This is a genomic window from Hymenobacter siberiensis, assembly GCF_018967845.1.
In the GTDB taxonomy this organism is placed as follows: Bacteria; Bacteroidota; Bacteroidia; order Cytophagales; family Hymenobacteraceae; genus Hymenobacter; species Hymenobacter siberiensis.
Genome location: NZ_JAHLZZ010000001.1, coordinates 1,840,162 through 1,866,313 on the forward strand (window position 1 = coordinate 1,840,162; position 26,152 = coordinate 1,866,313).

Below are 26,152 nucleotides of genomic sequence, written 5' to 3' on the forward strand. Positions count from 1 at the left end.
GCGCGCGAGCCGAAATAAATGCAGCTATCAGGGAATCAGGCAGCAGGCTTTGGGCATTTGGCAATGCCCGCTGGTCGGGGGTATCTTTACTAAAACCAGCCACTGAAGCTGTTTAGAAAGTCCCCGAACGGTCATGCAGAGCGCAGCGAAGCATGACCGTTTGAGTGCCTTTTGTGACTTTCTAAACAACCCCACTGTTAATTAATAATTAGTAATTATTAATTAGTAATTAAAAGATATGCCCGTTTTCTCGCACCTTCACAGCCATACGCAATACTCGCTGCTCGACGGCCAGGCCAGCATCAGCAAGCTGATGAAGAAGGCGCAGGCCGATGGCATGCCCGCTGTGGCCCTCACCGACCACGGCAATATGTTCGGCGCGTTCAACTTCGTGGCCGAGGCCAACAAGTATAACGTGAAGCCCATCGTGGGCTGCGAGTTCTACCTAGTGGAGGACCGCCACAAAAAGTCGTTCAGCAAAGAAAAAGGGGAGAAGGATAAGCGCCACCACCAGTTGTTGCTGGCCAAGGACCAGGCCGGCTACCACAACCTGAGCAAGCTGTGCTCGCTGAGCTTTATTGAGGGCGTGTACTCCAAGTTTCCGCGCATCGACAAGGAGCTGCTGGAACAATACCACGAGGGCCTCATTGCCACCAGCTGCTGCATCGGTGCCGAGATTCCGCAAACCATTCTTTTCAAAACCGAAGCCGAGGCTGAAGAAAAGCTGAAGTGGTGGCTCGATATGTTCGGCGAGGACTACTACATTGAAATTCAGCGTCACGGCCTGATGAATTTCGATGGCACCGGCAAAAGCCAGGAAGACGTGAATCAGGTGCTGCTGCGCCTGGCCCGGAAACACAACGTCAAAGTCATCTGCACCAACGACTCGCACTACGTGGACCAGACCGACTACGCGGCCCACGACCTGCTTCTGTGCGTGAATACCGGGGAGGAGCGTAGCAATCCGATTGGGGATATTCGCACCAATTACTATACCCTGATGACCGGCAAGGGCGAGGTGAAATACGACCTGCTGGAGAACCTGCGCCGCGACAACTCCCGCGACGAAAAAGCCCAGCGCCAGCTCCGCCGCATCGACGAGGAGCTGCAGAAGCCCAAGCCGCACACCCGTTTCGGCTTCGCTAACGACCAGTTCTTCTTCAAGAACCAGGCGCAGATGAACGAGCTGTTCATTGACGTGCCCGAGAGCGTGGACAATACCAATGAGATTGTCGGCAAAATCACGCCCCCCAAGCTGGCCCGCGATATCCTGCTGCCCAACTTCCCCATTCCCGCGCCCTTCGCCAACGCCGACGAATTCCTGCGCGAGCTGACCTACGTGGGCGCGTTTGGCCCCAGTGCCGGCAACGGTACCGTGACGATGACCAAGCCGCCGCGCTATTCCGACCGCACGCCCGAAGTGGAGGAACGGCTTGATTATGAGCTGCGCATCATCCAGACGATGGGCTTCGCGGGCTACTTTCTCATCACCCAGGACTTCATCAACCACGGCCGCAACATCGGCGTGGCCGTGGGGCCGGGTCGAGGCTCGGCCGCCGGCTCGGCGGTGGCCTACTGCGTGGGCATCACCAATATCGACCCCATTAAGTACTCGCTGCTGTTCGAGCGTTTCCTGAACCCCGAGCGCGTGTCGATGCCCGATATCGACATTGACTTTGACGACGTGAACCGTCAGAAAGTCATCGATTACGTGGTGGAGAAGTACGGCAAAACGCAGGTGGCCCAGATTATCACCTTCGGCACCATGGCCGCCAAGTCGGCTATCAAGGACGTGGCCCGCGCCATGGAGCTGCCTCTGCCCCAGACCAACGACCTCACCAAGATGGTGCCCGACAAGCCGGGTACCACCCTGGCCGGCGCTTTCGCCGAGAATCTGGAGCTGGATATGATTCGGCGGGATGAGTCGCCCGACAACCTCAAGGGCCAGATTCTGCGTCTGGCCACGCAGCTGGAAGGCTCGGTGCGCAACACCGGCATCCACGCGGCCGGCGTGATTATCGCGCCCGACGACATCACGAAGTACATCCCCGTTTCGACTTCCAAGGACTCCGACCTGCTCATCACGCAGTTCGACGGCAAGGTGATTGAGAGCGCCGGGATGCTGAAAATGGACTTTCTGGGCCTCAAAACCCTGACGGTGATTGTGGATGCCATGCGCCTGATTGAGCGCAACCACGGCGTGAAAATCGACATCGACGAAATTCCGCTCGATGATGAGAAGACCTACGCGCTGTACCAGCGCGGCGATACCATCGGCACGTTCCAGTTCGAGTCGGAAGGGATGCGGCAGTACCTCAAGGACCTGAAGCCGACCAACATCGAGGATTTGATTGCGATGAACGCCCTGTACCGGCCCGGCCCCATGCAGTTCATCCCGAACTTCATCAACCGCAAGCACGGCCGCGAGGAAGTGGTGTACCCGCACGAGCTGCTAAAACCCATCCTGGAATACAGTCAGGGCATTATGGTGTACCAGGAGCAGATTATGCAGACGGCCCAGATTCTGGCCGGCTACTCCCTGGGCGGAGCCGACCTGCTGCGCCGCGCCATGGGTAAGAAGGACATGAAAAAGATGGCCCTCGAGCGCGAGAAATTCATCGAAGGCTCAAAAAACCTGCACGACATTCCGGCCAAAAAAGCCAACGAAGTGTTCGACGTGATGGAGAAATTCGCGGAGTACGGCTTCAATCGCTGCTTAACGGGTGATGCGGTCGTGTTCGATGCCCTCACCGGCCGGCGCTGGACGATGGCCGAAATTCATACGCAGCGGCCCGCCGACCTGCACGTACACGCCCTGACCGAGGCCGGCACCCTGCGTGTGCAGCCCGTGACCGATGTGTTTGCCAACGGCACCAAGCCCGTATTTGAGGTGCTGACGCGGCAGGGTAAGCGCCTGCGGGCCACCGCCAATCACCCGTTGCGCACGCCGACAGGCTGGACGCTGCTGGAAAACCTGGCTCCCGGCGACCGCATCGCAGCCCCGCGCCAACTGCCCGTTGCTACCGCCGCCACCTGGCCCGCACATGAGCTGATTGCGCTGGCCGGCCTGATTTCGGAGGGCAACACCTGCCACCCCAGCTGCTTGTATTTCTTCGGCAACCAGTTCGACTTCGTGGAGGACTTTGCGGCGGCCATCGGGCAGTTTCCCGACACCGTGGGCCGCATCTATCAACGTGCCGATTCGAAGCGCTATGAAGTGTGCGCCAGCACGGGCCGGCAAAGCCACGCGGGCAGCGGGCCGCGCCGCTGCGGGTCTTATGCCTGGGCCGAAAAGCTGGGGCTAACGGGCAAGAAAGCCACCGAAAAGTTTGTACCCGCGCCGATATTTGCGCTGTGTGACAGCAACCTAACACTGTTCTTGGGCCGCCTGTGGGCCGGCGACGGCTTCATTGCCAACCACAAAGAGCGGACGCCGTTCTACGCTACGTCCTCGCGCCAGCTGGCCGACGATGTGCAGGCCCTACTGCTGCGCGTGGGCATCCAGAGCGGTATTCACGCCAAGCAGTTCAAGTACCGCGACACGTTGCGGCCCGGCTACACGGTGCGCCTGATAGGCACGGAGGCCGTGGAGCGGTTTGCTGACCTGATTGCCCCGCACTGCCTGAGCCGCGAGGCGGCCGTGGCCACGTTGCGCACCTACTTGGCCAGTATGCAGCGCGGCCTGACCAGCAAAGACACCGTGCCGCACCGCTACGCTCGGCAGTTGGTTGCCACGGCCCGCGAAGGCCGTGGCCTCACTTGGCGGGAAGTGGGGGCGCAGTCGGGCGTGAGCATGAAGGAATTTATCGGGCAGGGCAGCCAGGCCAAGCAGGCATTCCGGCGCAGCACCCTGGCCCTGCTGGCCGATTTTTTCCAGTCGGAAGCTTTGAGCCAGGTCGCACATAGCGACATTTTCTGGGATGAGGTTGTGAGTATCACGCCGGCAGGTGAGGAGCCAACCTACGACCTGACCGTGGCCGAGGACCATAACTTCGTGGCTAACGGACTGATTGTACATAACTCCCACTCAGCGGCTTACAGTGTGGTGGCATATCAGACTGGATATTTAAAAGCGAACTACCCGGCCGAGTACATGGCCGCCGTGCTCACCAACAACATGGGCGACATCAAGAAGGTGACTTTCTTCATCGAGGAAGCCCGCAAGCAGGGCGTGCCCGTGCTCGGCCCCGACGTGAACGAAAGCCTCCTGAAATTCAACGTGAACCAGGAAGGGGCCATCCGCTTCGGCATGGGCGCGGTGAAGGGCGCGGGCGAGCTGGCCGTGGAAAGCATGGTGCAGGAGCGCGAAAGCAGTGGCAACTACTCCGATATTTTCGACTTCGCCAAGCGCGTGAACCTGCGCACCGTGAACAAGAAAACCTTCGAAAGCCTGGCCCAGGCCGGCGCGTTCGATGGCTTCGACAAGCACCGCCGCCTCTATCTCGATGCCCCGGCCGGCGACCAGAACCTCATCGAAAAGGCCATGAAAGTGGGCCAGCAGCATGCTGCCGCTAAGGAATCGGCCCAACACAGCCTATTTGGCGCGGGCGCTTTCGGGGCCGTGGCTGCGCCCATGCCCAAAATCCACGAGATGGAGCCCTGGAGCAAAACCGAGCAGCTGCGCCGCGAAAAGGAAGTGGTGGGCTTCTACCTTTCGGGCCACCCGCTCGATGCCTTTAAGCTGGAGCTGGATGCTTATTGCACCTGCGGCCTGGAAAAGGTCGACGAAATCAAGAACAAAGAAATTACCGTGGCGGGCCTGATTAACAACGTATTATTCAAGACCACTAAAACCGGCCAGCCCTTTTGCACCTTCACCCTGGAGGACTACGAGACGAGCATCAACCCGGCCCTGTTCCGCGACGATTACACTAAGTTTGCCCCGCTCATCAACCCGCGCAACTACCCCAACGAGCAGGTGCCGCCCATGTACGTCAAGCTCAAGCAGGAGCTGCGCCGCCACACCCAGGACCAGTGGGACCTGCGCATCCTGACCATGGAACCGCTGGCCGACGTGGCCGAAAAGCGCAGCAAAGGCGTGCGCGTGCGCCTCGACCTGCGCACCGTCACCGCGCCCATGCTTGACCGCCTCGAAGAAGCCATCGAACACGCGCCCGGCAGCAAGCGGCTCGAAATCCAGTTTGTGGAGCCGCACGAGCACCTGGCAGTGGATATGTTCTCGCGCCGCTTCCAGATTGAACCCAAAACCTTCATCGAAAAGATGAGAGAGCTGGATATGGAAGTTTGCACCCTGATATGAGCGGTTGCATGATTGCGGAATAGTAACTTGCCGCCTGATTTCTACCCAATCAGCTAAAATGCGACACCACTTACTGAAACAGTTGAGCCTGCTGGCACTGCTGTTGCTGGGCGGCCCACTGGCGGCCCGGGCCCAGGCTACCGGCCCATGCCCGGCCACTGGCATTAGCACCGACCCCAATCAGCCCACCAACCCACTCCGGCCCGACCGCCGCAACACGTTCTTCAACTGGTTCGCGCCCGGTGGTACTGGCTCCAGCGCCAATCGGCTGTACCAGCTCTATGGCTTCGACCCGCATAGTGGGCAAGGGCTGGCGTACGAGCTCTACACGCCTTACCAGCAGTCGGACAACCCCATGCTAACGTCCCTGCTCGGGGCTGGCGACCTGCCCGCCAACGGTTGGGAGCTGCTGGCTTATAACCTCGGCTACACCGAGCACGGGCAGCCTCGGGCCGGTGGGGCGGCGCTGCCCTACGTGGTGCTCTACCACCGCTTTACGGGCACAATGCGGGTGTTTGCCACGGAGGCCAACCGGCAGCGGGACCTATCAATCATTCTATTAGCCTGCGCTTTGCCAGCGGCCAGGGATTAGCTATGAAATCGGGTTTGCTAAACCGGGTGGCGGCTCCGGCTACCGCCTTGCTCGATGCTCCGGCTGGCGTGGCGGCCGTGCTCACGGGCGTTGGGCAGCATTTGAACCAATCAGGTAAGTGGTTTTTTGCTGATTTTCCGCTCGACTATGACCCGTGCACCTGTTTATTTCGGTCGGAGCTGGAGGTGGAAGTAGCCGGTATCGACCCCCGGGTGCCCGGTAATCCCACGGCCGTGTACAACCTGCCCAGCGTGAACGTTGCAGGGCCTGTAAGCGGCCTGGTATTGTCGCCTTACGGGGCTGGTAACGTGCAGAGCTCTACGCTGCGCGGCCTGCCCATGCTCGGCTACGTGGGCCAGGTACCGGGCGCATTTCTGACAATGGGCTATACCAGCAGCGCGGTGGCCAGCCAGCAGCGCAACGTGCGCGACTGGCTGCAGGCCCGAACGCACGACGCGGCCTTGGCCGTGGCCCTCGACTCGGCCGCATGGTACTGGTTCAAAGCCCGCGATGCCGATGCCAGCACCGGCAGTCGACGCTTCCTCAGCCCCGGTTTTCTGCAAAATCCGCGCACCGAGCGCCTTACCAACGGGCTCGATTTTCTGACCCTCGGTGGCCTCAGTGCCAACCTGCCCGGGCCGGGCGTGCCGCAGGTTTCTCAGCCCAGTGCCTTTGCCCAAACGGGTAGCCGCCTACGCGGGTATTCCACGCCCAACGTATCATTGGGCACCATTCGCCTGGCTACCCCGGGGGCTGCGGCGGGGGCCGATTCGAGCCGCTACCCCTACTACAACGAAGCGCTGGGCGTGCTGAGCCTGTTGCGTCGCCCCGTGGTGGAACGTAGCATCGAGCCCGTTCGCGACGCGGCCGGGCAGCCGCGCCTGCGCTACCGCTTCCGCCTGCCCGCCGACCTGGAATACGCGCTGAACCCGGCCGCCGGCCTGGAAGTGACTGATTTCCGGGCTGCCCTGGTGGTGGGGGGCAATACGTATCCCGGCACGCCCGCACCCGGCAACTTTGGCACCTACGAAGCCCCGGTGCCCCTCACCGATGACCCGGCCGGCCCCATGCAGCATTTGGTGCGCACCGACTACGTGAGCGCCGCCTGCCTGGCCGGGCGCGTGTTTACCCTGGACGGCCCCGCGAACTGCGCGGCCGGTTTCCTCCCCGACAGCGCCGTGAGCGTGAAAATATGGGTGCAGCTGCGCCGGCCCGGTGTGCCGGCCGCTCAGCCGGTGCTGCTGGTGGCCCGTTACCCAGCCACCCTGGTTGAGGTGCCGGACCTGGGGTCGGCTCCGGTGGCGGCACCTTGCACGGGGCTGCTTGCGCCTCAGCCCAACCATGCCGTGGCAAGCCTGTGCCTCAGCTCGACCTATGCCGAGGCCATGCGCCTGAGCCGGTCGTCGGCTGCACCGGTGGCTTCGGCTCCCGCCGCTGCTGTTGCATTGGCAATGAGCGTGTTTCCCAATCCAGCTGCCGGGCCGGTATCGGTACGACTTGTGCTGCCCGAAGCCCGGTGCATCCGCCTGCGCCTCTACGATGGCCTGGGCCGGCTGGTGGTCGTGCCGCTGGCTCCCACACCGTATCCGTCCGGTTCCACTACTTTTGTGCTGAGCAGCCTGCCGCGCCTCGCGGCAGGGCTTTATTTCCTGGTGCTGGACGCCGATAACCAACGGTTGGCAACTACGCAGCTGGTGATAGTAACAGAATAAACCAGGCTTGGCCCACCCCACTGAACTTTCCTCCGGCCCCGCTGTTTTACCATACTATCTGCTACCTTGCGACCCCGTTGGCCGTATACGCCAGACTATTCTATCTAATTAACCTCAACCCAAATTGAAATGGGACACAAAGCAATTGAGATAACCGACGCCAACTTTGACGAAATCATCAGCGGCGATAAGCCCGTACTGGTCGATTTCTGGGCCGAATGGTGTGGCCCCTGCCGCATGGTAGGCCCCGTAGTGGAAGAGCTGGCCGGCGAATACGAAGGCAAAGTCATTGTCGGCAAAGTTGACGTTGATGCCAACCCCCAGATTTCCATGAAGTTCGGTATCCGCAGCATCCCGACGCTGCTGGTATTTAAAAACGGTCAAATCGTTGATAAGCAAGTAGGCGCCGTGCCCAAGCACGTACTCGCCCAAAAGCTGGAAGCCCAGGTAACGGCTTAATCGCCACCGCTTGACGCTGAAAAAGCCCTTTGCCGCACTGGCAAAGGGCTTTTTTGTGGCCGGCTGTTACAGCCGGTCTTAATCAGCTGCTGGTACGTCGGTAACTCCTGAGCCAGGAGTTCAAATAGGTTTTTGGTTGCTCGTTTCTCGCCCTAAAATGCAGCTTACAAGCGTTCAACGAGCAACCAAGCTAGTTAATCCAAGTTGCGAAGTACCTCAACAGCCGCGTAGCGGCTACAGGTTTGTAGCAGGGCGGTGGACAAAAGAGGGAAAGCCACGTAGCGGCGACAGAAAAACGGGGCGATTCTGTCACTGCTACGCGGCTTTTTCCGGTTTATCCCTCTTTTTCTACAAACCTGTTGCCGCGCTGCGGCTATTCCGCAGCGCGGGTTAGTTAAGCGCGCGGGTGCAACGCCGTTTGCGGGCCTGCGAGGCGTGCAGGGCCTCCCGCTTCAGCTGCTGCTGATGCAGCTGCCAGTCCAGCTTGCCCGGGGAGGTAACTTTCCGAGTGGCTTCCAAGCCCAACAGTGCCAGTATGGCGTAGTTGAGCTTGGTGGCCGTTTTGCGGGTGGTGCGGGCATTATTACGGGTTATGAGGGCGGCTCTTTTGGCGGCTGCTGCGCGTACCCGCGCGGCCTTGCGCTAGATTTCGGTGGGGCTGTCGGCGGGCGACGAAGCCGGGCGAGCTACCGCAGGAGCATTCCCCGACAGCAAGAACAGCCCGCTGCCTGCCAATAGCGAGTAGCAATACGTTTTCATGGGATACAGCAATGGGTGACACAAACAGTGGGGCAGTATTGCCAACACGCCGCCCGGGCCCCCAGAGTAGCCCGGCACAACTGGCTCAGTCAATTACATGCTAAAATATATATTATTAAATAAAATAGCAAATAATTTATAGCAAGTCTGTGAGGCATGGCTGGAGCCGGGCAAGACAACTTCTGAAAACCAGTAGACAGCAAAATACCCTTTACCATGGCGGCAAAGGGTATTTTGAGAAACCCAGGTGAGTACGGATACTACTCGTGGGTGCGGTGGCGATGGGCGCGGGCGGCCATGAGGGCCCGGGCCTTCAGCTGTTTCTGGTGGCTGTGGAGCTGGCGGCGCAGGCGGGCCGGCGAGGTTACAGCCTTGCTTTCTTCCAGGCCCAGAAAGACGAGCATGGTACGTTGCAGCTTACCCGTGACCTTGCGGGATTTGATGGCCAGGCGCTGCATTTTGGAGGCTTGCTTAGCCGCTTTAGCAGCAACAACTTTTTCACGGGCGGCAGTCTGTTTCTCGCGGGCGGCGGCTTTGCGCTGCACATCGGCGGGCGTATCGCTCAGGCTGTGGCGAGTGGGGGTCGCGGTGGCGGAAGCCGGCCCGAGTAAAAATAAAGCGCTGATGGTTAGGACAGAGTAGAGAATGTGCTTCATATATAAGGCGGCAGGAAGTGGGAGTATACACCGGCTTGGTTTAGCCGGCTGTGTGATTGATTGCACTAAAGTAGTATTATATTTTAAATATCAAACATAATTTAATAAAAAATCCCTGCATCTGACAAAAGATGCAGGGATTTTTGTGACGAAAAAGGGGCCGTATTACCGACGCGCTTAGCGCTCGGCGCGGGGCCGTTCCTGGCCGTCGTGCTTCTGGCGGTAGATGGCGCGGCTGGCCTTGGCTTCATCCTTGCGGATGTCCTGGCGCTCGTCGCGGGTTACCACGCCGTCGGCGCGGGCGGCGCGCTTGTCCTGCCGGATATCGGCTTCGCGGCTTTTGAGGCGGGCAGCTTCGGTGCGGGTCAGCTCGCCGGTGGCCACGCCCTGGCGGATGCGGGCGCTTTCGTTGCGCTGGCGGGCATTGATGCCGGGCATAACGACCTGCGCTGCGGAAGTGTAGGAAACGGCCAGAAAACCAACAGCGGCCAAGAGCGAAAACAAGGACTTTTTCATGGGAATAAAAAACAGTGATAGGGGAAAAGATGCGGGTTGGAGGCCCGGCGGCCGGGAAGGTTTAATGCGTGCCGTAAGGGAGAAAACGAGGTTGGCAGGAGGCGTAAAAAAATAGCTGCATTGGTATCCAACCACGCGGCCCGAAACCCCGTAAGAGGCGAATTATCACACCATTCAGCTTATTCTCACTCCCAATCTCATGAAACGCATTCTCGGATTCCTCGTTTCCCTCAGCTTGCTTGGTAGTTCGGTGGCCCATGCCCAAACTGCTACGCCGGCCGGCACCCAGATGAGCACTAGTTCGTCGAAAATGACGACGACCAAAACCATGCAGGCCCCCGCCACCAGGACCACGGTAAAATCATCGACGATGAGCAACCCGGCGGGCATGACCAAGTCGAGCACCACGACCAGGGGCGCGGCTGTGACCAGCAAATCGAGCACGATGACCACGCCCTCGGGCATGACCAAATCGTCGACGGCCACCAGCAGCACCAAAATGAAAGCCGATGGCACGCCCGATATGCATTACTCGGAGAACAAATCGACCAAAACCACCAAGATGCGCACCGGCCCGATGAAGGCCGACGGCACGCCCGATATGCGCTACCATGCCAACAAAATGACGGTGAAAAAGACCTCAACTAAAATGTAAGGCCCAGCTGTTTGCTATTTTAAAAGGCCCTTGCTTCTCGTAAGCCTTGTCCTTACCCAAAACTTTTGAAGAGCGCCGGCCGAGAGGCCGGCGCTCTTTTTGTAGGCGGTTGGTAGCTTGCGGGCATGAGCATTTCAACTGGTTTTGGCAACGCGCAGCAGTGGGCGCACACGCATTTTGAGGGGGTGTCGCTCGGCGACGTGCGTCGCAGCCGGCGGGTATGTACGCTGGCGGCGGGCTGGGCGCGCGCGCCCGGCGCCAGTATTCCGCGCCTGAGCCAGGGGCAGGCCTACGCCGGTAAGGCCGCCTACCAGCTACTGGGCCACGCCCAGGCCACCCCCGATGTTTTGCAAATCCATCACCGTCAAGTGGTTGCACAGCAGCTGCAGGCCCCCGGCACGTACCTGCTGGTCGAGGACACCACGGAGCTGAGCTGGCCCGAAGCGGCCGAGCGCCGGGCGGGCCTCGGGCCGGTCGGGCCAGGCAAGGCCACGAGCCAGGGCGTTCTGCTGCACTCGCTGGTGGCCGCCGCCTGGCCGGCGCAGGACCCGAACCCGACGGCCAAACGGCCCGCCTTGCCGCTGCTGGGCCTGCTCGACCAGCAGTATCACGTGCGCCAGCCCGTGCCCGAAGCCGAAAAAGCGCACCCGAACGGCGGCTCGCGCCCCCGCCAGGGCCGCGTGCGCGAATCGGCCCTGTGGGCCCAGAGCCTGCGGGCGGTCGGCAGTCCGCCGCCAGGGGCCCGCTGGGTGGTGGTGGCCGACCGCGGGGCCGACATTTACGAGCACCTACAGCAGTGCCAGGCCCAGGGGCTGGGCTTCGTGGTGCGGGCCGCCCAAAACCGGGCCCTGGTGGCCGGGGCGGCCAAAACGCCGGCCGGCCGCCTCTTCGCCTCGGCGCGGGCCCAGCCCAGGGCCGGCACGTTCGTGCTGGCCCTGCGCGGGCGGCCCCGCCAGCCGGCCCGCGAGGTGGTGTTGCAGGTCAGTTTCACCCTGGCCCTGGCCCTGCGGGCCCCGCAGCGGCCGGGCGGGGCCACCGGCAAGGGCGAACCAGTGCCCGTCGGCCTGGTGCGGGTCTGGGAAGAACGGGGCCCGGACGCCGCAGGGCCCGGCCTGGAGTGGCTGCTGCTCAGCGACCAGCCCGTCACCGACTTCGCCCAGGCCCTGACCTGCGCCCGCCAGTACGCGAGCCGCTGGCTGATTGAGGACTTCCACAAGGCTCTAAAAACGGGGCTGGGGGCCGAAAAGCTGCAACTGCAAACCGCCCACCGGCTCTTCGCCGCCGTGGCCCTGCTCAGCGTGGTGGCGCTGGCGCTGGTGGACCTGCGCGAGAAAAGTCGGCTGGAACCGGATGCCCCCGCCGAATCCGCCGGCTTGACGACCAATGAGTTGCGGGTGCTGCGCCACCAGCGCCGGCGCCCGCTGACCACGGTGCGCGAGGTCTACCTGGCCCTGGCCGCACTCGGCGGCCACCTGGGCCGCACAGGCGACGGGTCGCCCGGCTGGCAAACCCTCTGGCTCGGCCGCCGGAGCCTGCGCCTGCTCGTGGAGGGGGTCAACATGGCCGCCCAACTACTAGACGAATGACAGACAAAAAAAGCGCCGACCTATCGGCCGGCGCTTTTTGAGTTTTGGGTAAGGCCCTTGCTTCTCGTAAGCAAGGGCCTTTTTGGTTTTTAGCCCCAGCTAAAGCCCGCTTGTGGCTGCCGCCCATGCCGGCTGCCGGCTACCTAACTTGCGGCCCCATTCCAACTCAACTCCCGCCCATGCGCTACGCTCCCCTTGCCCCCGAGCTTTTTATTGAAAACCGCCGCCGTTTCCGTGAGCTGCTGCCGCCGGCTTCGCTGGCCATTTTCCAGAGCAACGATGTGATGCCGACCAACGCCGACGGTACCATGGCATTTCGCCAGAGCAACGACCTGTTCTACCTCTCCGGCGTAGACCAGGAGGAAAGCATCCTTGTTATTTTCCCCGATGCGCGCCTGCCTCAGCACCGCGAAATCCTGTTTTTGAAGGAAACTTCCGAGCACATTCTTATCTGGGAAGGCTATAAGCTGACCAAGGACGAGGCCCGCCAGAACTCCGGCATCCCCACCATTATGTGGCTGGAGAGCTTCAAGTCGGTGCTGCCCGCGATTATGAACGAGGCCGAAAACGTGTATCTAGCCTCCAACGAGCACATTCGGGCCGTGGTTGAAGTGGAAACGCGCGATGCCCGCTTCATTAAGAGCCTGCAGGCGCAGTACCCGCTGCACACCTACCGCCGGGCGGCGCGCTTGCTGCACCAGCTGCGTGCCATCAAGAGCCCCGAGGAAATCCGGGTAATGCGTGAGGCTTGCGACATTACGGGCAAGGCGTTTCGGCGCTTGCTGGGCTTCGTAAAGCCGGGCGTGTGGGAGTTTGAGATTGAGGCCGAAATCGTGCACGAGTTTATGCGCAACCGCAGCCGGGGGCCGGCCTACGGCAGTATTGTGGCCAGCGGCAAAAATGCCACCGTGCTGCACTACACCACCAACGACAACCAGTGCCAGGACGGCGAGGTGATTCTGCTCGACTTCGGGGCTGAATACGCCAACTACGCCGCCGACCTTTCGCGCTCAATTCCGGTCAATGGCAAGTTCAGCCCGCGCCAGCGCCAGGTGTACGATGCCGTGCTGAACGTGATGGATTTCGCCAAAACGCGCCTCGTACCCGGCACCGAAATCGAAGAATACCACCGCCAGGTAGGCGAAGCCATGGAGCAGCAGCTCATCAAGCTCGACCTGCTGAATGCCGCCGACGTGAAAAACCAGGACCCCGCTGCGCCGCTCTACAAGAAGTACTTCATGCACGGCACCAGCCACTACCTCGGCCTCGATGTCCACGACGTGGGCTATAAGTACCGCACCTTCGAAGCCGGCATGGTGTACACCTGCGAGCCCGGTATCTACATTCCCGAGGAAGGCCTGGGTATCCGCCTGGAAAATGATATCCTGCTCACTGCCAATGGCAATGAAGATTTGATGGCCAATATTCCGATTCAGGCCGATGAGATTGAGGCCTTGATGAGAAAATAATGTGAAGAATTGAAAAATGTGGGAAATGTGAGAATAGGGTAAGCTAGTTGTACAGCGCCCAAGAATATTGGAGTTGTTTAGAAAGTCACAAAAGGTCCCCGAACGGTCATGCAGAGCGCAGCGAAGCATGACCGTTCGGGGACTTTCTAAACAACTCCATTTTCACATTCCCCACATTCCCCACATTTTTCAATTCTTCACATTCATTTACCGGTGGCCTGCACAATCTGCGGCAGGTATTTGCTCAGGGCTGCTACCTGGGCACTGGTGAAATTGCCCTGTACCGACACTAGCACGAACGAATCGGCTACGTCGGGCAGGGTGCCGAGGGCGGCAAACTCCGAAATGCTGTTGCCCGCGCCGCGCGTAGACACGGCGTAGTTGCTGCCGCCGAAGCCGGCGGTGGTGAGGGCGTCATACTTGTTACTTTGCAGAATGCCCGATGCTTCGCTACGCAGTCCCTGGCTGGCCAGCTCCTTGGCCGAAGTGGTGATGGGCGCAAAGCTAATAACCTTGGCCGAGCGAATGCCGGTGATGGCGTTGGTGAGGTCGGAGCCGCCGAGGAACTTGGCGGCTTTCACCAGGGCCAGGCGCTGGAGCAGGTCGGCCGACCATTCGGTGGTTTTGAAGCCTTCGCGGCCGTTGTATTTCGAGAAAAACGAAGAAACGGTGCGCGAAGGACTGCCGGGGCCACCGGCGCGGCAACCCGACAGCAGTAAGAACAGGATGAGGACCGGGAAGCGGAGTTTAGTAATCATGCGGCAAAGGTAGGGGAGGCGATTGGGCTACAAGTGCAGGCATTTGTCATCCTGAGCGGAGCGAAGGACCTTATCACGTTGGCAGGGGTTTGAAATTACTGCAAACTGTTCTTATGTGATAAGGTCCTTCGCTCCGTTCAGGATGACAAACGATTTTTCCTAAAACACCACCGAATTCAGGAAAAAAACGTCGCGGTCTTTGCCACGCTCCACGCGCACGTGCTGGTAGCCCGTGGCCACGAAGCGGCTGCCGAACCAGGGCAGCAGGTCGGCCTGATAGGTATCGGTGGCGTGTTCGGCTCCGTTGTCGTTGGGGCCGGCCCCGAGTTGGACGGGCACCTGCTGGTCGTTGGGCGACGACTCGGCCCCGTTCACCAGCTTATAGCGTAGCTTTTCCTCGTCGAGGTAGGCCAGCACCAGGCGGCCATCGGGCAGGATTTGCAGGCGCACGGCTTCTTCGAGCTCGGAGCGGCGCAGGTTTTCTACCACAAAAGTATTGTCCCAGAGCAGGTTGCCGGCACGGTCGAACCCGCATACCAGGGCGTGCGTGGTTTCGTAGCCATCGAATATCCGGGAGCTGCCGTAGGGCGAGCCATACTGGTTGCCGATGCCGCTATTGAGCGGGCCGGTGTAGCTGCCGTAGCTGTTGTAGCGGTAGTGCGGGTAGTACACTTCGGCCACCAGCACGTAGCTGCCGTCGGGCTGGGGCCGCAGCTCGTGCAGTAGCAGCCGGTAGTGCCAGCGCAGGGGTGGCACCGCGCGGGCAATGCGCCGCTCGGTGCGCAGCCGCAACCGGGCCTGGCGGCTGGGCTTGAGGTAGTCGAAGAAATGCTTGAGGTGCAGGAAGTCGTAGAACCGCAGCGGGGGCTTGATGCCGGTGTTGGCCCCTAGGCGCAGGTCGGTGGCAAACAGGCCCTGCGCATAAGTGGGGTCACGGAGCGAGTAGGTGCCCATGAGCAGGCGGGCCGTGGTGTCCTGCAGCGGCGTGAGCTGGGCCGTGATGAGGCTGCGCTCGCTCTCGGCCTGCACAAATTCGGAGCTCACGAGCTGGCCCTTATCGGTGAGCTGCTTGAGGAGCAGGCGGCTTTTGCGGCCGTTGGTCTGGCTCAGCACGTACTCGGCGCGGCGGGTGGCGGCATCGGCCACGAAGGTGAGCTGCGTAGGCAGCGGCTCGTACACGGAGGGCAGGTACTGCATCTGGCCGGTGGCCACGTCCAGCAGCAGCGCCGTGACGTGGAGCTGGTCGTTCAGCAGTACCGTGGCAAACAGGCGGCCATCGAGCGCCTTCAGCTCCACCACCTCGCGGCTGAGCTTGGTATCGAAGGTTTGGGTACGGGTCTGGCTCACCGGGCCATTGAAGGCGGCCACCAGCAGCCGGCCGGCGGTGCTGTGCGACGTGAACAGCGCGTACACCGTGGTGCCCTCGGCGCACATACGAACAAAATCAAACTCCTCGTCCACTTCCAGCGGCAGCTCCTGCCGCAGGTGCAGGTCGCGGTCGTACTGCTGAAACGAGAACTTAGTTTTGTTCGACAGTGGCCGGTCGCGGCCTATCAGTACCACCACGGTGCTGTCCGGGGCCAGGGGCTGCACGTGCACCTCGCTTTCGTGGCGCTCCAGCAGGAGCTCGGTGCGGGCCGGCTGGTGGGGCGCGTTGGCGGGGGGCGGCAGCGGAAGCTTGTGCTGAGCGCGCACCGGTGCCAGGTCGGCCAGCGTGGCCAACGAAATCAACAGCAAAAGGTAGCGAAGTTTCATGCCCGTACGCCGTAAAAAGCAACCGTGAATACTTGTTTCTAACGCGCAGCTACTGCTTTAAAGTTACAACTGTATTCTGCGTTTTATCTGGCCGCTCAACCGGCTATTCGGCCCCCATCTCCAGGATGGCATCAAACTCCTCGGGCCGCACCGGTAGCACTGATAACCGCGACTGCCGGATGAGCGCCAGCTCGCCCAGCCGCGCATCGGCCTTGAGCTGGGCCAGGCCCACGGGGCGCGAAATGGGCTGCACCGGCCGCAGCGGCACGGCCACCCAGGGCGAGCCGGCCTCGGCCGTGGCATCGGGGTGGGCCAGGGCGGCTACTTCGGCCAGGCCCACAATGGCCTTTTCGCTCACGCTGTGGTAGAAGAGCACGAGGTCGCCGGGCTGCATCAGGTTCAGGTTGTTGCGGGCCTGGTAGTTGCGCACGCCGGTCCAGGCGGTGCCGTCTTCCTGCACGAAGGTGGCCCAGGAGTAAGCTTCGGGTTCTGATTTAACGAGCCAGTGTTTCAAGCGGTAAATGGGTAAATGGGTGAGTGAGTAAATGAGTAAAGTAGGGCAATGGCGCGACACGCAAACGGCCGGCACTGGCATTGATGCCGGCCGGCCGTTGGTTTACACACCACAAAGAAAATAAAGCCGGGCGCAAATGCCCCGGTTTCTATAGGGCAAAGCCCAAATCGAAGCTGATAATATTGGCTTTCAGGTCGGCGCGGTCGGCGGCGAGGTAAATGGAGGAGCCGGTTTGCTGGTAGTTGGCGTAGCGTACATCCAGCGACTTGAAGCGCATGACGCGGGGCAGGCCCTGCGCGTTTTTGCCCGGTACGTGGAAGCGCCCAATTCCGTACACCGGCGAGTAGCGCAGGCCCAGGCCCACTTTGTTGGCCGAGAGGGCCGCCAGGTCGTAGTCGGAAGTATAATACGTGTCGTTGATGGAATGCTGAGCAAACGGCGCGAAATACTTGGCCGCCGTCTGGGTATGGTAGCGGTAGAAGGGGTAGGCCACGAAAAACGGCGTGATTTTCACGGGCAGCTCCAGCTCAAAGGTGTGGGCTACAACGCCAAAGTTGTCGTTGTAAAAGCGGTAGAATCCACGAATCTGCACCAAATCAGAGGCGTAGTAGTTCAGCCGCAGGCTCACCGGATACTTAAAGCGGGCGCGGGGCAGGTTTTCGATGCGGGCCGCCGTGGGGAAGCGCGGAATGAAGTTGTCGCTCAGGGTCGGAACGGTATTCTGCGCGGGGTTGTCGCGGAAATACACCCGGTGGAACGGCGTGCTCAGCAGCCCGTTCTGTGACACCAGCTCGGTGCTAATGGCCGCCTGCAAGCGCTTGGTGAGCACCTGCGAGTAGGTGGCCGTGAAGTTGTAGGTCTGGCGCGTGTCGGTGCCATACTGACTTTTGCCGCGACCATTGCCCGGCTCACGTAGCTCAATGGGTGTAATCAGCGTCACTTGGTCGAAGAATACCTGCCCGGCCAGGCTCAGCTGGCGGTTGCCGTCCTGCGAGGTTTTGGCGAAGGAGCCAGCCAAGTTAAACGACAGGTAATCATATTCTTTCGATACGCCCGTGCCCACGCCCCAGATGGTGCCCTTGGCCTTCTGCTCGCGGCTGTAGCCGAAATCGCCGTGGATGCGCACGTCATGGGCCGAAGGCGTACTCAGTGCGAAGTCAATACGGTCGGTTGAGGCCGAGGCATAGAAATCGGCCCCTACGTTCACGCTCAGGCGGCTCACGGTATCCAGCGGCACATTGATGATGATGGCCGGGGGAACATCGGTGAGCTGCTGGGTGCCCCGGCCGCCTTCTACCGCGCCGTGGCTGCCGGTTTGCTGGTAGTAGCCGCCGATGATGTCGATGGTCGTTTCGTCGGCCGCACGGCTCACCGGCACCGAAGGGCTCACGGGCGCACCGTAGCCGTCGATGCGGTTCGGGTTTTGCGTGGTACCGGTCTGGGCCAGGGCCGGGGTGGCCAGGGCACTCAGGGCCAGCAGGGGGAGTAGTAGCTTTTTCAAGGAACTGGTTTTGTAGAACATTGTAAGAGAGCGTCATGCTGAGCGCAGCCGAAGCATCTCGCCTGTGGTAGTAATCAATGCTGGTTGCAACGAAGCGAGCGAGATGCTTCGGTTGCGCTCAGCATGACGCTCTTTTGTGCTTTGAATCAGTTGCAGCCGCAGCCGCCGCCTACTTTGCCGCCATTGGCCCCCCCGGCTCCCTCGCGGTAGCTTTCGAAGTTGGTTTCGGGCGTTTCCACGGTTTTGCTGGCCAGCTTCATGTCCTCGTCGTTGAGATACACTTTCTGGTAGGCTTTCACCGACACGCAGCTCGGCAGCGCCGCCCCGAAAGGCAGCAGCAGCAGCCCCAGCGCCAGGCGGGGATGCGCAGATAAGGAGATGGTTTTCAAAGTCATAGGAATTGCAAAAAATCAGGGACGGGCGGCCGGAGTCGCGCCGTGGTAGTAGTTCAATGTCATGCCCCGCGAGGCCAGCGTGCGGTTGTCGTCGGTTATCAGCGTGCAATCAATACCTTTCAGGCTGTTGATGAAAGCCAAACCGGCGGTTGGGCCTTTCACGAAGACGACTTCGTCTAATCCATCGGCGAGCTCCACATCGGAGCAGAGGATGGTAACCGAGCGCAGCCCGATAGACGGGTAGCCGGTGTGCGGGTTGATGATGTGGCCGTACACCTGCTTGTCCACCGTGAAATACTGCTCGTAGTTGCCGGCCGTCACCACGGCCATGTCCGTCACGTCCACCCAGGCGGCCATGCTGTTGGGGTGGTCGGGGTCGCCGATAGCTACGCGCCAGAGCGAGCCGTCGGCCTGCCGGCCCCAGCAATAGATGTCGCCCGAGCCATTCATCAGCCCGCCTTTGATGTCCATTTTGTCGAGCACCTGCTTGGCTCGGCGCAGGCCGTAGCCCTGCAGAATGCCCGCTAAGTTGATGCGCATGCCTTTTTCGGGCAGGAAAACCGTGTGCTTCGCGGCATCCATCTGAATTTTCTGCCAGCCAATGCGCCGCACCGATGCCCGGACGGCCGCCGAATCGGGCAGGGCAGGGTGGGCATGCCGGTCAAACTTGTACAGCTTGTCGGCGCTGGCGAAGGTGATATCGAACGCGCCCCCGCTGAGCCGCGACAGGTTAAGGGTGCGGGTAATCAAATCGAACGTTTCGGCGGACACGGCCACCGGCTGCACGCCCGCCGCCCGGTTGATGCGCACCACTTCGGACGTGGAATCCCAGAACGACATCAGCCGGTCGATGCGCTTCACCTCGCCCAGGCCGGCGCGCAAGGCCTGTTGCCCCGCCGAATCATTCTCGGCCACCACCGTGAACGTAAAGTGCGAACCCATGAGGTGGGCGCTGCGCGTGAAGGTGTGGCGCGGGGCCGAAACGGTTTGGGCGCTGCCCGACCTTGCTGAAAACAGCATCACCAGCAGCGCCCAAACGGCTATTCCAGGTGTTAGTTTCATGTGCATGCTAGTCGCAAAGTCCAAAGGACCGACATTGGTTCGTGCCCGGCTGGCCCATCAGCCTTAAGATTTCCTAAAGCGTGGGCACCACCTTTTTCAGGTAGGCCTCGAAGGCAGCCGGGCCGCCGGCAATGTAGCCGGTTTTGGCCAGCACCTTGCCATCGGGCGCGATAACGACGGCCAGCGGGAAATCACCTTCCTTATTGAGCTGGGCAGCGGCGGCCTCGTTCAGCTTGAGCTGCGCGGCGGTGGGCTGGTTTTTTTTCATGCGTGGAAAATCGAAGTGCGCCAGCACCAGCTTATCCTTGGCATAGGCCATGAACTCGGGCTTGGCAAAAACTTCCTGCTCATACATAATGCAGGGCTTGCACCAGTCGGAGCCCGAAAAAACGGCCAGAATGGGCCGGTTGGTGGCCTTGGCTTGGGCCTGCGCCGCGCCGAGGTCGGAAATCCATTCGGCGGGCAGCCCAGCCGGAGCGGCCGGGGCCGCCGTTACTACCTGCGGCGACGAGGCGACGGGCGAAACTGGTGCGGGAGCGGGCTGCTCGGGTGCATTCGCAGGCCTGGGCGCATACTGGGGCTCCATTGCAACCACAGGGGCCGAAGGGGCTACCACAGTGGTTTTGCTGACGGTAGTGCCGGAAGCATCCGAAATCTTGGTTTTAACCTTGCTCTTGTTGGTCTTAACAGTGGTTTTCTGGGCTTGGGCCGGGGCCAGGCTAATGAGGGCCAGCCCGAGGGCAAAAGCCCGCACGGGACCAAAAGAATTGATGAGTGACATGAGGATATACACGTAGAAAGTGAGAGACTGTGAACAATGCCGTCCATGCTGCGTCGGGTTCTACGACGGGCGGGGCCGGAAGTTGAAGCGCGGAGCCGAGGCGGGTTCGCTCGCTGCAGTATGCCAAAACTCCTGCCAGAAAATGAGTATGGCATGAAACGTCAGCCGCCGCCGCCGTTGGTGCTATAAAACCCAGGTTGGGAGTAGCCGTGTAGCGGCGGCAGGTTTGTAGCAGACCGGATAATAAGCGGGCGAAAGCCGCGTAGCGGTGACAGCTTACCAGCGGGAACGCCACCGCTACGCGGCTATTTCCAACCTGGAGCATAAAAGCCCTTTGTGAAGGGAAGCACCTTAGTTCACCCGCCGCAGTTCCAGTACCTTTTTGTCAAGCGACAGAATTTCAAAAGTATAGTCCGGCTGCTGGCCCTCGGTGAGGTGAATGCGCAGGCGGGTGTCGCCGTCGGCGGTCCAGGTACCGGGGCGGCCGATAAGGCCGTCGGTGGGCGCGATATCGAACTGCTCAAACCGGCCGTAGGGCCTGATAGCGAAGCCCGTGCGGCCCCGCGTCGGTGGGAACTTGTGGGTATTGGGGCGGTACACCAGCGTATCGCCGTGGTTCTCTTCGTGCGCAGCCAGCCAGGTGCCTTCCAGCTGCTCAATAGAAGCGGGGGAGGAGGTAATAACGGCGGTTTTGGGGTGCTCGCAGGCGGCAGCCAGCAGGAGCGGGGCCAGCAGCAGCCGGGGCGAAAAAGGCGGTTTGGACATGGCAATGGGGTGGGCTGAGCGGGCTGTTTCGCGCTCCCGGCCCGGTGGCCAAGGTACTGCCTGCGGGCCGGGCACTTCCGAGCCGAGCGGGTTGGTCGCCCGTTGCCGCGCCACGTAAGCCCCGGGATAAACTACCTTCGTGCCTCCCAAAGCCCCTTCCCCGTGGATAACCGCGCCCTCACCCGTGCCTTCAAGCTGGCCGCCCAGCTCATGGAGCTGCACGACGAAAACCCGTTCAAAGTCCGCGCCATCGAAGGCACGGCCAGCGCCCTCGATGCCCTGAGCTTTCCGGTGGCGGAAGTGGAGCGCGCCGGCCTGCCCGACCGCACCGGCCTGAGCAAAACCGCCGCCGCCAAAGTGGCCGAGCTGCTCGATACCGGCACCTTCTCCGACCTGCAGCGCCTGCTGGACGTGACGCCGCCTGGCGTGGTCGAAATGCTGGCCATCAAAGGCATTGGTCCGAAAAAAATCCGCAGCCTGTGGCGTGAGTTGGGCCTCGAAACCATTGAGCAGCTGCGCGAGGCCGCCGAAACCGACCAGGTGAGTAAGCTCAAGGGCTTCGGTAAAAAGACCCAGGACAGCATTCTGGAGGCCTTGGAATTTGCGGGCCAGAGCAAGGGCAAGCTGCTCTACCCGCAGGCCGAAAAGCTGGGCAACGAGTTGGCCCAGCTGCTGCGCGATGGCCTGAAAACCGAGCAGGTGGCTGTGGCCGGCGAAATCCGCCGCCGCCTCGAAATCGTGGAAACCGTGCGCCTGGTGGCCGCTACCGAAAAGCCGGCCGCCGCCCACGAGCTGCTGAGCACCACGGCCGGCCTCACATCCGACCCGCGCCGCTCGGGGCCGTTTGCTTGGCGCGGCACGGCCACCGAATCGGGCACGCCGGTAGAAGTGCTGCTGGTGAAGCCGGAGGATTTTACCACCGAAGTTTTCCTGAATTCTGCCGCCGAGGCGCATCTGAGCGAACAGCTCACCACCTCACTAGCTCACCACCTCACCCTGCGCCAGCTGGCGCGGCGCGAGAAATTCCAGCAGGAAGAAGCCTTATACGAGCGCGCCGGCCTGCAATTCATCGTGCCCGAGCTGCGCGAAGGCCTGGGCGAAATTGCCCTGGCGGCCGATAAAAAACTGCCTCACCTACTCGAAGACGGTGACCTGCGCGGCTCCCTGCACAACCACAGCACTTGGTCCGACGGCAACCACAGCATCCGTGAGATGGCCACCTGGTTGCGCGACCACGGCTACGAGTACCTGGGCCTCTGCGACCACAGCCAGGCCGCCCACTACGCCAACGGCCTGAGCGTGGAGCGCGTGCGCCAGCAGCATCAGGAAATCGACCAGCTGAACGCCGAGCTGGCCCCGTTCCGCATCTTCAAAGGCATCGAAAGCGACATCCTCAGCGACGGCTCCCTCGACTACCCCAACGATGTGCTGGCCAGCTTCGATTTCATTGTGGCCTCGGTGCACTCGAACCTGAAAATGGATGAGGCCAAGGCGACCAACCGCCTGCTGCGCGCCATCGAAAATCCTTATACGACCATGCTGGGCCACCCCACCGGCCGCCTGCTGCTGCGCCGCCAGGGCTACCCCATCAACTACAAAGCCGTTATCGATGCCTGCGCCCAGCACAATGTCATCATCGAAATCAACGCCAACCCCTGGCGGCTCGACCTCGACTGGCGTTGGGTACGCTACGCCCTCGACCAGGGCGTGCAGCTCAGCATCAACCCCGATGCCCATCACACCAACGGCTACGAGGACATGCGCTACGGTGTGCTGATGGGCCGCAAAGGCCATCTGACGAAGGAGATGACGTTCAACGCGAAATCAGTGGAAGAGGCAGCGGCTTATTTCGAAGCCCGCAAAGCCAGCATCACGCCGCCGCTGGAGTATAAGAAGTCGTTGTTTGAGTAGAACGAAACTCCCCTCCTTTTTTAAGGAGGGGATATTTTTACGAAGTGAAAATTGGGGTGGTGAGTCGTTGAACGATACCCGAACGATACCCGCCCAACTTGCTTCAGCGCATCGTTCAACGACTCACCACCCCCGTTCGCGCCTCTTCGGCGCTCACTTCCCCTCCTTAAAAAAGGAGGGGAAGTGAGCGTTCTGCCTTGCCTCAATGAAAATCCTCGTTCTCCGTTTCTCTTCCATCGGCGACATCGTGCTCACCACGCCGGTGGTGCGGGCGCTGGCCCAGCAGGTGCCGGGTGCGGAGGTGCACTTCGCCACCAAGCCCGGCTACCGCAGCCTGCTGGAACCCAATCCCTACATCGCCAAAGTGCACTGCCTCACCGGTAGCCTGGGCGAGCTGGTGGAGGCGCTGAAAGCCGAGCGGTTCGACTACATCGTAGACCTGCACAACAACCTGCGCACCCGCCTCATCAAGCTACGGCTGGGCGTAAAATCCAGCAGTTTCGACAAGCTGAACTGGCAAAAGTGGCTGCTGGTCAATTTCAAGATTGATAAGCTGCCGCGCGTGCACATCGTGCAGCGCTACCTGGCCGCCGCCGCCCCGCTGGGCGTGCACGACGATGGTAAGGGCCTCGATTACTTCATCCCCACCGGTCAGGAAGTGGCCCTGGCCACGTTGCCCGCCGGCTTTGCCACTGGCTACGTGGCCGTAGCTATCGGGGCGCAGCACGCCACTAAGCGCCTGCCTTTAGGCAAGCTGATTGAACTGTGCGAACGTCTGGCCCCACGGCCCATTGTGCTGCTCGGCGGCCCAGAAGATGCTCCCGAGGCTGAATCAGTGATAAGCGCTATCCGCTTTTTGAGCGAAAAATCTCACAGTAATAAAGTTGTGCAATCTTCAATTCACAACGGTTGCGGGCGCTACTCGCTGCACCAGTCGGCCTCGCTGCTGCGGCAGGCCGATTTTGTGGTAAGCCACGATACCGGCCTGATGCACATCGCGGCCGCCTTCGGCAAAGAGATTTTCAGCGTGTGGGGCAATACCGTGCCCGCCTTCGGCATGTACCCGTACCGCACCGAATTTAAGGTGCTGGAAGTAGAGGGCCTGAGCTGCCGTCCTTGCTCCAAAATCGGCTTTGCCAAGTGCCCGCAAGGCCATTTCAAGTGCATGCGCGAGCAGACCCTGAACCTGGAATTGCCGCCATTGCGCGATGGGCGCTAACTTGATACACCAACACCAACCCCCGTCGCCATGTCCGAAACCGAACCCTGCCAGCACCTTACCGCCGTCATCAAGCTCAAAACCGCCCCCGAGTACGCCTGTCCCGAGTGCGTAGCCCTCGGCGATACCTGGGTGCACCTGCGCGTATGCCAGCAGTGCGGCCACGTCGGCTGCTGCGACTCTTCCAGGAATAAGCATGCTACCAGGCACTTCCAAGCCAGTCAGCACCCGGTGGTATCATCGGCCGAGCCGGGCGAGCAGTGGCTCTGGTGCTACGTGGATGAGGAAATGGCGGAGTATTAGGTCTGAACCGCAGATTCGTCGGATTTAGCGGATTAATCGGATTTTGTGGTCGACAACTAGATTCATCAAACAAGAAAGGCAAAGAGGGACGAGGCTAATCGGCCACAAAATCCGATTAATCCGTTAAATCCGACGAATCCGCGGTTCAGACAATCATCCCAAACCCGCAGTAGCTGTGCAGCACTGCCGGCAGCTTGATGCCCTCCGCTGTCTGGTTGTTCTCCAGCAGCGCGGCCACGATGCGGGGCAGCGCCAGCGCCGAACCGTTGAGCGTGTGCAGCAGCTGAGTTTTGCCGTCCACCTTGTAGCGGCACTTGAGGCGGTTGGCCTGGTAAGTCTCAAAATTCGAGGCCGAGCTTACTTCGAGCCAGCGGCCCTGGGCGGCGCTCCACACCTCCAAGTCAAACGTCAGGGCGCTGGTGAAGCCCATGTCGCCGCCGCAGAGGCGCAGCACGCGGTAGGGCAGCTCCAGCTTTTGCAGCAGCCCTTCGATGTGAGCCACCATGGTGTCGAGGGCGGCATAGCTGTGCTCCGGCTCCGTGATTTGCACGATTTCTACCTTGTCGAACTGGTGCAGGCGGTTGAGGCCGCGCACATCGGCTCCCCACGAGCCGGCCTCGCGGCGGAAGCAGGGCGTGTGGCCGGCAATGCGCACGGGCAGCTTCTCAACGGGAATAATCTCGTCGCGGTAAATATTCGTCAGCGGCACCTCGGCCGTGGGAATGAGGTAGAGGTCGTCCTTGGCGTCGTGGTACATCTGGCCCTCCTTATCGGGGAGCTGGCCGGTGCCGTAGCCGCTGGCCTCGTTCACCAGAATGGGCGGCTGCATCTCGGTGTAGCCGGCGGCCCGGGCCTCATCCAGGAAAAAGTTGATGAGGGCGCGCTGCAAACGGGCGCCCTGGCCCTTGTACACGGGGAAGCCCGCGCCGGTGATTTTCACCCCCAGCTCGAAGTCGATGATGTCGTACTTCTTAATCAAATCCCAGTGCGGCACGGCATCGGAGCCGAGTTCGGGCTTGCTGCCGTGCTCGCGCACAATTTCGTTGTTGGCGGCGGCGCGGCCTTCGGGCACGCTGGCGTGGGGCAGGTTTGGCAGCTTATACAGGAGCTGCTGCTGCTCTCTCTCCACTTGAGCCAGCTCGGCGGCAGCGCTCTGCGTGTGCTGCTTCAGCTCGGCGGTGCGGGCCTTGAGGGTTTCGGCCCCGGCTTTGTCGCCGGACTTCATGAGGCCGCCGATTTGGCGGGCCAGCTCGTTGGCTTCGGCCTGGGCCGAGTCGTGGCTGGTCTGGAGCTGGCGGCGGCGCTGGTCGAGGTCGAGGATGGCGGCCACATCGGCGGGGCCGGTGGCGTAGCGTTTTTTGGCGAGGCCGGCCAGCACATGGTCGGTCTGGTCGCGGAGAACGGAAAGTTGCAGCATGAGGCAGGTTGGGGTAAGCCGGGCAAAGGTCGTAAGTAAAAACCGACCTCACCACCGCCTTGGCTGCGAAAGCTTTGGCACGACGCGCAACTTATTTTGCCCCATCC

The 26,152-nt window shown here is 61.3% G+C and carries 20 protein-coding genes and 2 pseudogenes; 11 read left to right on the forward strand and 11 right to left on the reverse strand.

The features are described 5' to 3' along the window. Positions 1–238 precede the first annotated feature (238 nt). From KQ661_RS22050 to trxA, 5 genes and pseudogenes are all read left to right on the forward strand, one after another. Positions 239–2,713, forward strand: a pseudogene (locus tag KQ661_RS22050) (DNA polymerase III subunit alpha); the annotation flags it as partial. A 12-nt stretch (positions 2,714–2,725) separates the two neighbouring features. Then, a pseudogene (locus KQ661_RS23030) lies at positions 2,726–5,260 on the forward strand (helix-hairpin-helix domain-containing protein); the annotation flags it as partial. 58 nt (positions 5,261–5,318) lie between these two features. Further along, positions 5,319–5,852: a hypothetical protein gene (locus tag KQ661_RS07965; RefSeq protein ID WP_216686100.1), complete on the forward strand. Its 534-nt coding sequence runs from the start codon at positions 5,319–5,321 to the stop codon at positions 5,850–5,852. Positions 5,853–5,854: 2 nt separating this feature from the next. Continuing rightward, the gene (locus tag KQ661_RS07970) at positions 5,855–7,564 is read left to right on the forward strand and encodes a T9SS type A sorting domain-containing protein (RefSeq protein ID WP_216686101.1); all 1,710 of its coding nucleotides are present in this window, start codon (positions 5,855–5,857) and stop codon (positions 7,562–7,564) included. A gap of 129 nt (positions 7,565–7,693) precedes the next feature. Further along, a complete protein-coding gene (trxA, locus tag KQ661_RS07975; protein ID WP_216680136.1) occupies positions 7,694–8,023 on the forward strand; it encodes a thioredoxin in 330 nt (109 codons plus the stop codon). Between the two features lie 1,019 nt (positions 8,024–9,042). Here trxA and KQ661_RS07980 read toward each other — a convergent pair. Both KQ661_RS07980 and KQ661_RS07985 read right to left on the reverse strand, forming a co-directional pair. Next, complete coding sequence (locus tag KQ661_RS07980; RefSeq protein WP_216686102.1) at positions 9,043–9,438, reverse strand: hypothetical protein; 396 nt, start codon at positions 9,436–9,438, stop codon at positions 9,043–9,045. A gap of 177 nt (positions 9,439–9,615) precedes the next feature. Further along, positions 9,616–9,954 (reverse strand): hypothetical protein, encoded by a 339-nt coding sequence (locus tag KQ661_RS07985; protein WP_216686103.1) that lies wholly within the window; start codon positions 9,952–9,954, stop codon positions 9,616–9,618. A gap of 199 nt (positions 9,955–10,153) precedes the next feature. Here KQ661_RS07985 and KQ661_RS07990 point away from each other — a divergent pair, with 199 nt between their 5' ends. The 3 genes from KQ661_RS07990 to KQ661_RS08000 all read left to right on the forward strand — a co-directional run bounded on the left by KQ661_RS07990 (position 10,154) and on the right by KQ661_RS08000 (position 13,664). Next, positions 10,154–10,609 carry a hypothetical protein gene (locus KQ661_RS07990; RefSeq protein ID WP_216686104.1) on the forward strand — a complete coding sequence of 152 codons (456 nt, stop codon included), beginning with the start codon at positions 10,154–10,156 and terminating at the stop codon, positions 10,607–10,609. Between the two features lie 125 nt (positions 10,610–10,734). Beyond that, a complete protein-coding gene (locus KQ661_RS07995) occupies positions 10,735–12,195 on the forward strand; it encodes an IS4 family transposase (protein WP_216686105.1) in 1,461 nt (486 codons plus the stop codon). A 179-nt stretch (positions 12,196–12,374) separates the two neighbouring features. Next, positions 12,375–13,664: an aminopeptidase P N-terminal domain-containing protein gene (locus tag KQ661_RS08000; protein WP_216680140.1), complete on the forward strand. Its 1,290-nt coding sequence runs from the start codon at positions 12,375–12,377 to the stop codon at positions 13,662–13,664. Between the two features lie 203 nt (positions 13,665–13,867). On the opposite strand, the gene KQ661_RS08005 is transcribed toward KQ661_RS08000, so the two are convergent. From KQ661_RS08005 to KQ661_RS08040, 8 genes are all read right to left on the reverse strand, one after another. Continuing rightward, complete coding sequence (locus tag KQ661_RS08005; RefSeq protein ID WP_216686106.1) at positions 13,868–14,422, reverse strand: DUF4252 domain-containing protein; 555 nt, start codon at positions 14,420–14,422, stop codon at positions 13,868–13,870. Between the two features lie 159 nt (positions 14,423–14,581). Further along, entirely contained in the window at positions 14,582–16,177 is a 1,596-nt protein-coding gene (locus KQ661_RS08010; protein ID WP_216680142.1) for a hypothetical protein, read from the reverse strand. 103 nt (positions 16,178–16,280) lie between these two features. Next, positions 16,281–16,691: an EVE domain-containing protein gene (locus tag KQ661_RS08015; RefSeq protein ID WP_216680143.1), complete on the reverse strand. Its 411-nt coding sequence runs from the start codon at positions 16,689–16,691 to the stop codon at positions 16,281–16,283. Between the two features lie 148 nt (positions 16,692–16,839). Then, positions 16,840–18,192: a DUF3570 domain-containing protein gene (locus tag KQ661_RS08020; protein WP_216686107.1), complete on the reverse strand. Its 1,353-nt coding sequence runs from the start codon at positions 18,190–18,192 to the stop codon at positions 16,840–16,842. 146 nt (positions 18,193–18,338) lie between these two features. Continuing rightward, a complete protein-coding gene (locus KQ661_RS08025; protein ID WP_216680145.1) occupies positions 18,339–18,587 on the reverse strand; it encodes a DUF4266 domain-containing protein in 249 nt (82 codons plus the stop codon). A 15-nt stretch (positions 18,588–18,602) separates the two neighbouring features. Continuing rightward, positions 18,603–19,649, reverse strand: a complete 1,047-nt coding sequence (locus KQ661_RS08030) for an FAD:protein FMN transferase (RefSeq protein ID WP_216686108.1) — start codon at positions 19,647–19,649, stop codon at positions 18,603–18,605. 73 nt (positions 19,650–19,722) lie between these two features. Beyond that, positions 19,723–20,430: a thioredoxin family protein gene (locus KQ661_RS08035; RefSeq protein ID WP_216680147.1), complete on the reverse strand. Its 708-nt coding sequence runs from the start codon at positions 20,428–20,430 to the stop codon at positions 19,723–19,725. 351 nt (positions 20,431–20,781) lie between these two features. Further along, the gene (locus KQ661_RS08040; protein ID WP_216680148.1) at positions 20,782–21,195 is read right to left on the reverse strand and encodes a hypothetical protein; all 414 of its coding nucleotides are present in this window, start codon (positions 21,193–21,195) and stop codon (positions 20,782–20,784) included. Between the two features lie 162 nt (positions 21,196–21,357). On the opposite strand from KQ661_RS08040, the gene polX reads away from it, so the two are divergent. The 3 genes from polX (at position 21,358) to KQ661_RS08055 (ending at position 24,628) form a co-directional block, all read left to right on the forward strand. Then, a complete protein-coding gene (gene polX, locus KQ661_RS08045; RefSeq protein WP_216686109.1) occupies positions 21,358–23,106 on the forward strand; it encodes a DNA polymerase/3'-5' exonuclease PolX in 1,749 nt (582 codons plus the stop codon). A gap of 205 nt (positions 23,107–23,311) precedes the next feature. Further along, positions 23,312–24,325: a glycosyltransferase family 9 protein gene (locus tag KQ661_RS08050; protein WP_216686110.1), complete on the forward strand. Its 1,014-nt coding sequence runs from the start codon at positions 23,312–23,314 to the stop codon at positions 24,323–24,325. 30 nt (positions 24,326–24,355) lie between these two features. Next, the gene (locus KQ661_RS08055) at positions 24,356–24,628 is read left to right on the forward strand and encodes a UBP-type zinc finger domain-containing protein (RefSeq protein ID WP_216680151.1); all 273 of its coding nucleotides are present in this window, start codon (positions 24,356–24,358) and stop codon (positions 24,626–24,628) included. Between the two features lie 145 nt (positions 24,629–24,773). Here the strand turns inward: KQ661_RS08055 and serS are convergent, their stop codons facing one another. After that, the gene (gene serS / locus KQ661_RS08060) at positions 24,774–26,045 is read right to left on the reverse strand and encodes a serine--tRNA ligase (RefSeq protein WP_216686111.1); all 1,272 of its coding nucleotides are present in this window, start codon (positions 26,043–26,045) and stop codon (positions 24,774–24,776) included. Between the last annotated feature and the right edge of the window lie 107 nt (positions 26,046–26,152).

Excerpts from the sequence above, each read along its gene's own strand:
- KQ661_RS07965 (WP_216686100.1), top strand. The coding sequence starts at position 5,319 with ATGCGACACCACTTACTGAAACAGTTGAGCCTGCTGGCACTGCTGTTG.
- KQ661_RS07970 (WP_216686101.1), top strand. The coding sequence starts at position 5,855 with ATGAAATCGGGTTTGCTAAACCGGGTGGCGGCTCCGGCTACCGCCTTG.
- trxA (WP_216680136.1), top strand. The coding sequence starts at position 7,694 with ATGGGACACAAAGCAATTGAGATAACCGACGCCAACTTTGACGAAATC.
- KQ661_RS07980 (WP_216686102.1), bottom strand. The coding sequence starts at position 9,438 with ATGAAGCACATTCTCTACTCTGTCCTAACCATCAGCGCTTTATTTTTA.
- KQ661_RS07985 (WP_216686103.1), bottom strand. The coding sequence starts at position 9,954 with ATGAAAAAGTCCTTGTTTTCGCTCTTGGCCGCTGTTGGTTTTCTGGCC.
- KQ661_RS07990 (WP_216686104.1), top strand. The coding sequence starts at position 10,154 with ATGAAACGCATTCTCGGATTCCTCGTTTCCCTCAGCTTGCTTGGTAGT.
- KQ661_RS07995 (WP_216686105.1), top strand. The coding sequence starts at position 10,735 with ATGAGCATTTCAACTGGTTTTGGCAACGCGCAGCAGTGGGCGCACACG.
- KQ661_RS08000 (WP_216680140.1), top strand. The coding sequence starts at position 12,375 with ATGCGCTACGCTCCCCTTGCCCCCGAGCTTTTTATTGAAAACCGCCGC.
- KQ661_RS08005 (WP_216686106.1), bottom strand. The coding sequence starts at position 14,422 with ATGATTACTAAACTCCGCTTCCCGGTCCTCATCCTGTTCTTACTGCTG.
- KQ661_RS08010 (WP_216680142.1), bottom strand. The coding sequence starts at position 16,177 with ATGAAACTTCGCTACCTTTTGCTGTTGATTTCGTTGGCCACGCTGGCC.
- KQ661_RS08025 (WP_216680145.1), bottom strand. The coding sequence starts at position 18,587 with ATGACTTTGAAAACCATCTCCTTATCTGCGCATCCCCGCCTGGCGCTG.
- KQ661_RS08030 (WP_216686108.1), bottom strand. The coding sequence starts at position 19,649 with ATGAAACTAACACCTGGAATAGCCGTTTGGGCGCTGCTGGTGATGCTG.
- KQ661_RS08035 (WP_216680147.1), bottom strand. The coding sequence starts at position 20,430 with ATGTCACTCATCAATTCTTTTGGTCCCGTGCGGGCTTTTGCCCTCGGG.
- KQ661_RS08040 (WP_216680148.1), bottom strand. The coding sequence starts at position 21,195 with ATGTCCAAACCGCCTTTTTCGCCCCGGCTGCTGCTGGCCCCGCTCCTG.
- KQ661_RS08050 (WP_216686110.1), top strand. The coding sequence starts at position 23,312 with ATGAAAATCCTCGTTCTCCGTTTCTCTTCCATCGGCGACATCGTGCTC.
- KQ661_RS08055 (WP_216680151.1), top strand. The coding sequence starts at position 24,356 with ATGTCCGAAACCGAACCCTGCCAGCACCTTACCGCCGTCATCAAGCTC.
- serS (WP_216686111.1), bottom strand. The coding sequence starts at position 26,045 with ATGCTGCAACTTTCCGTTCTCCGCGACCAGACCGACCATGTGCTGGCC.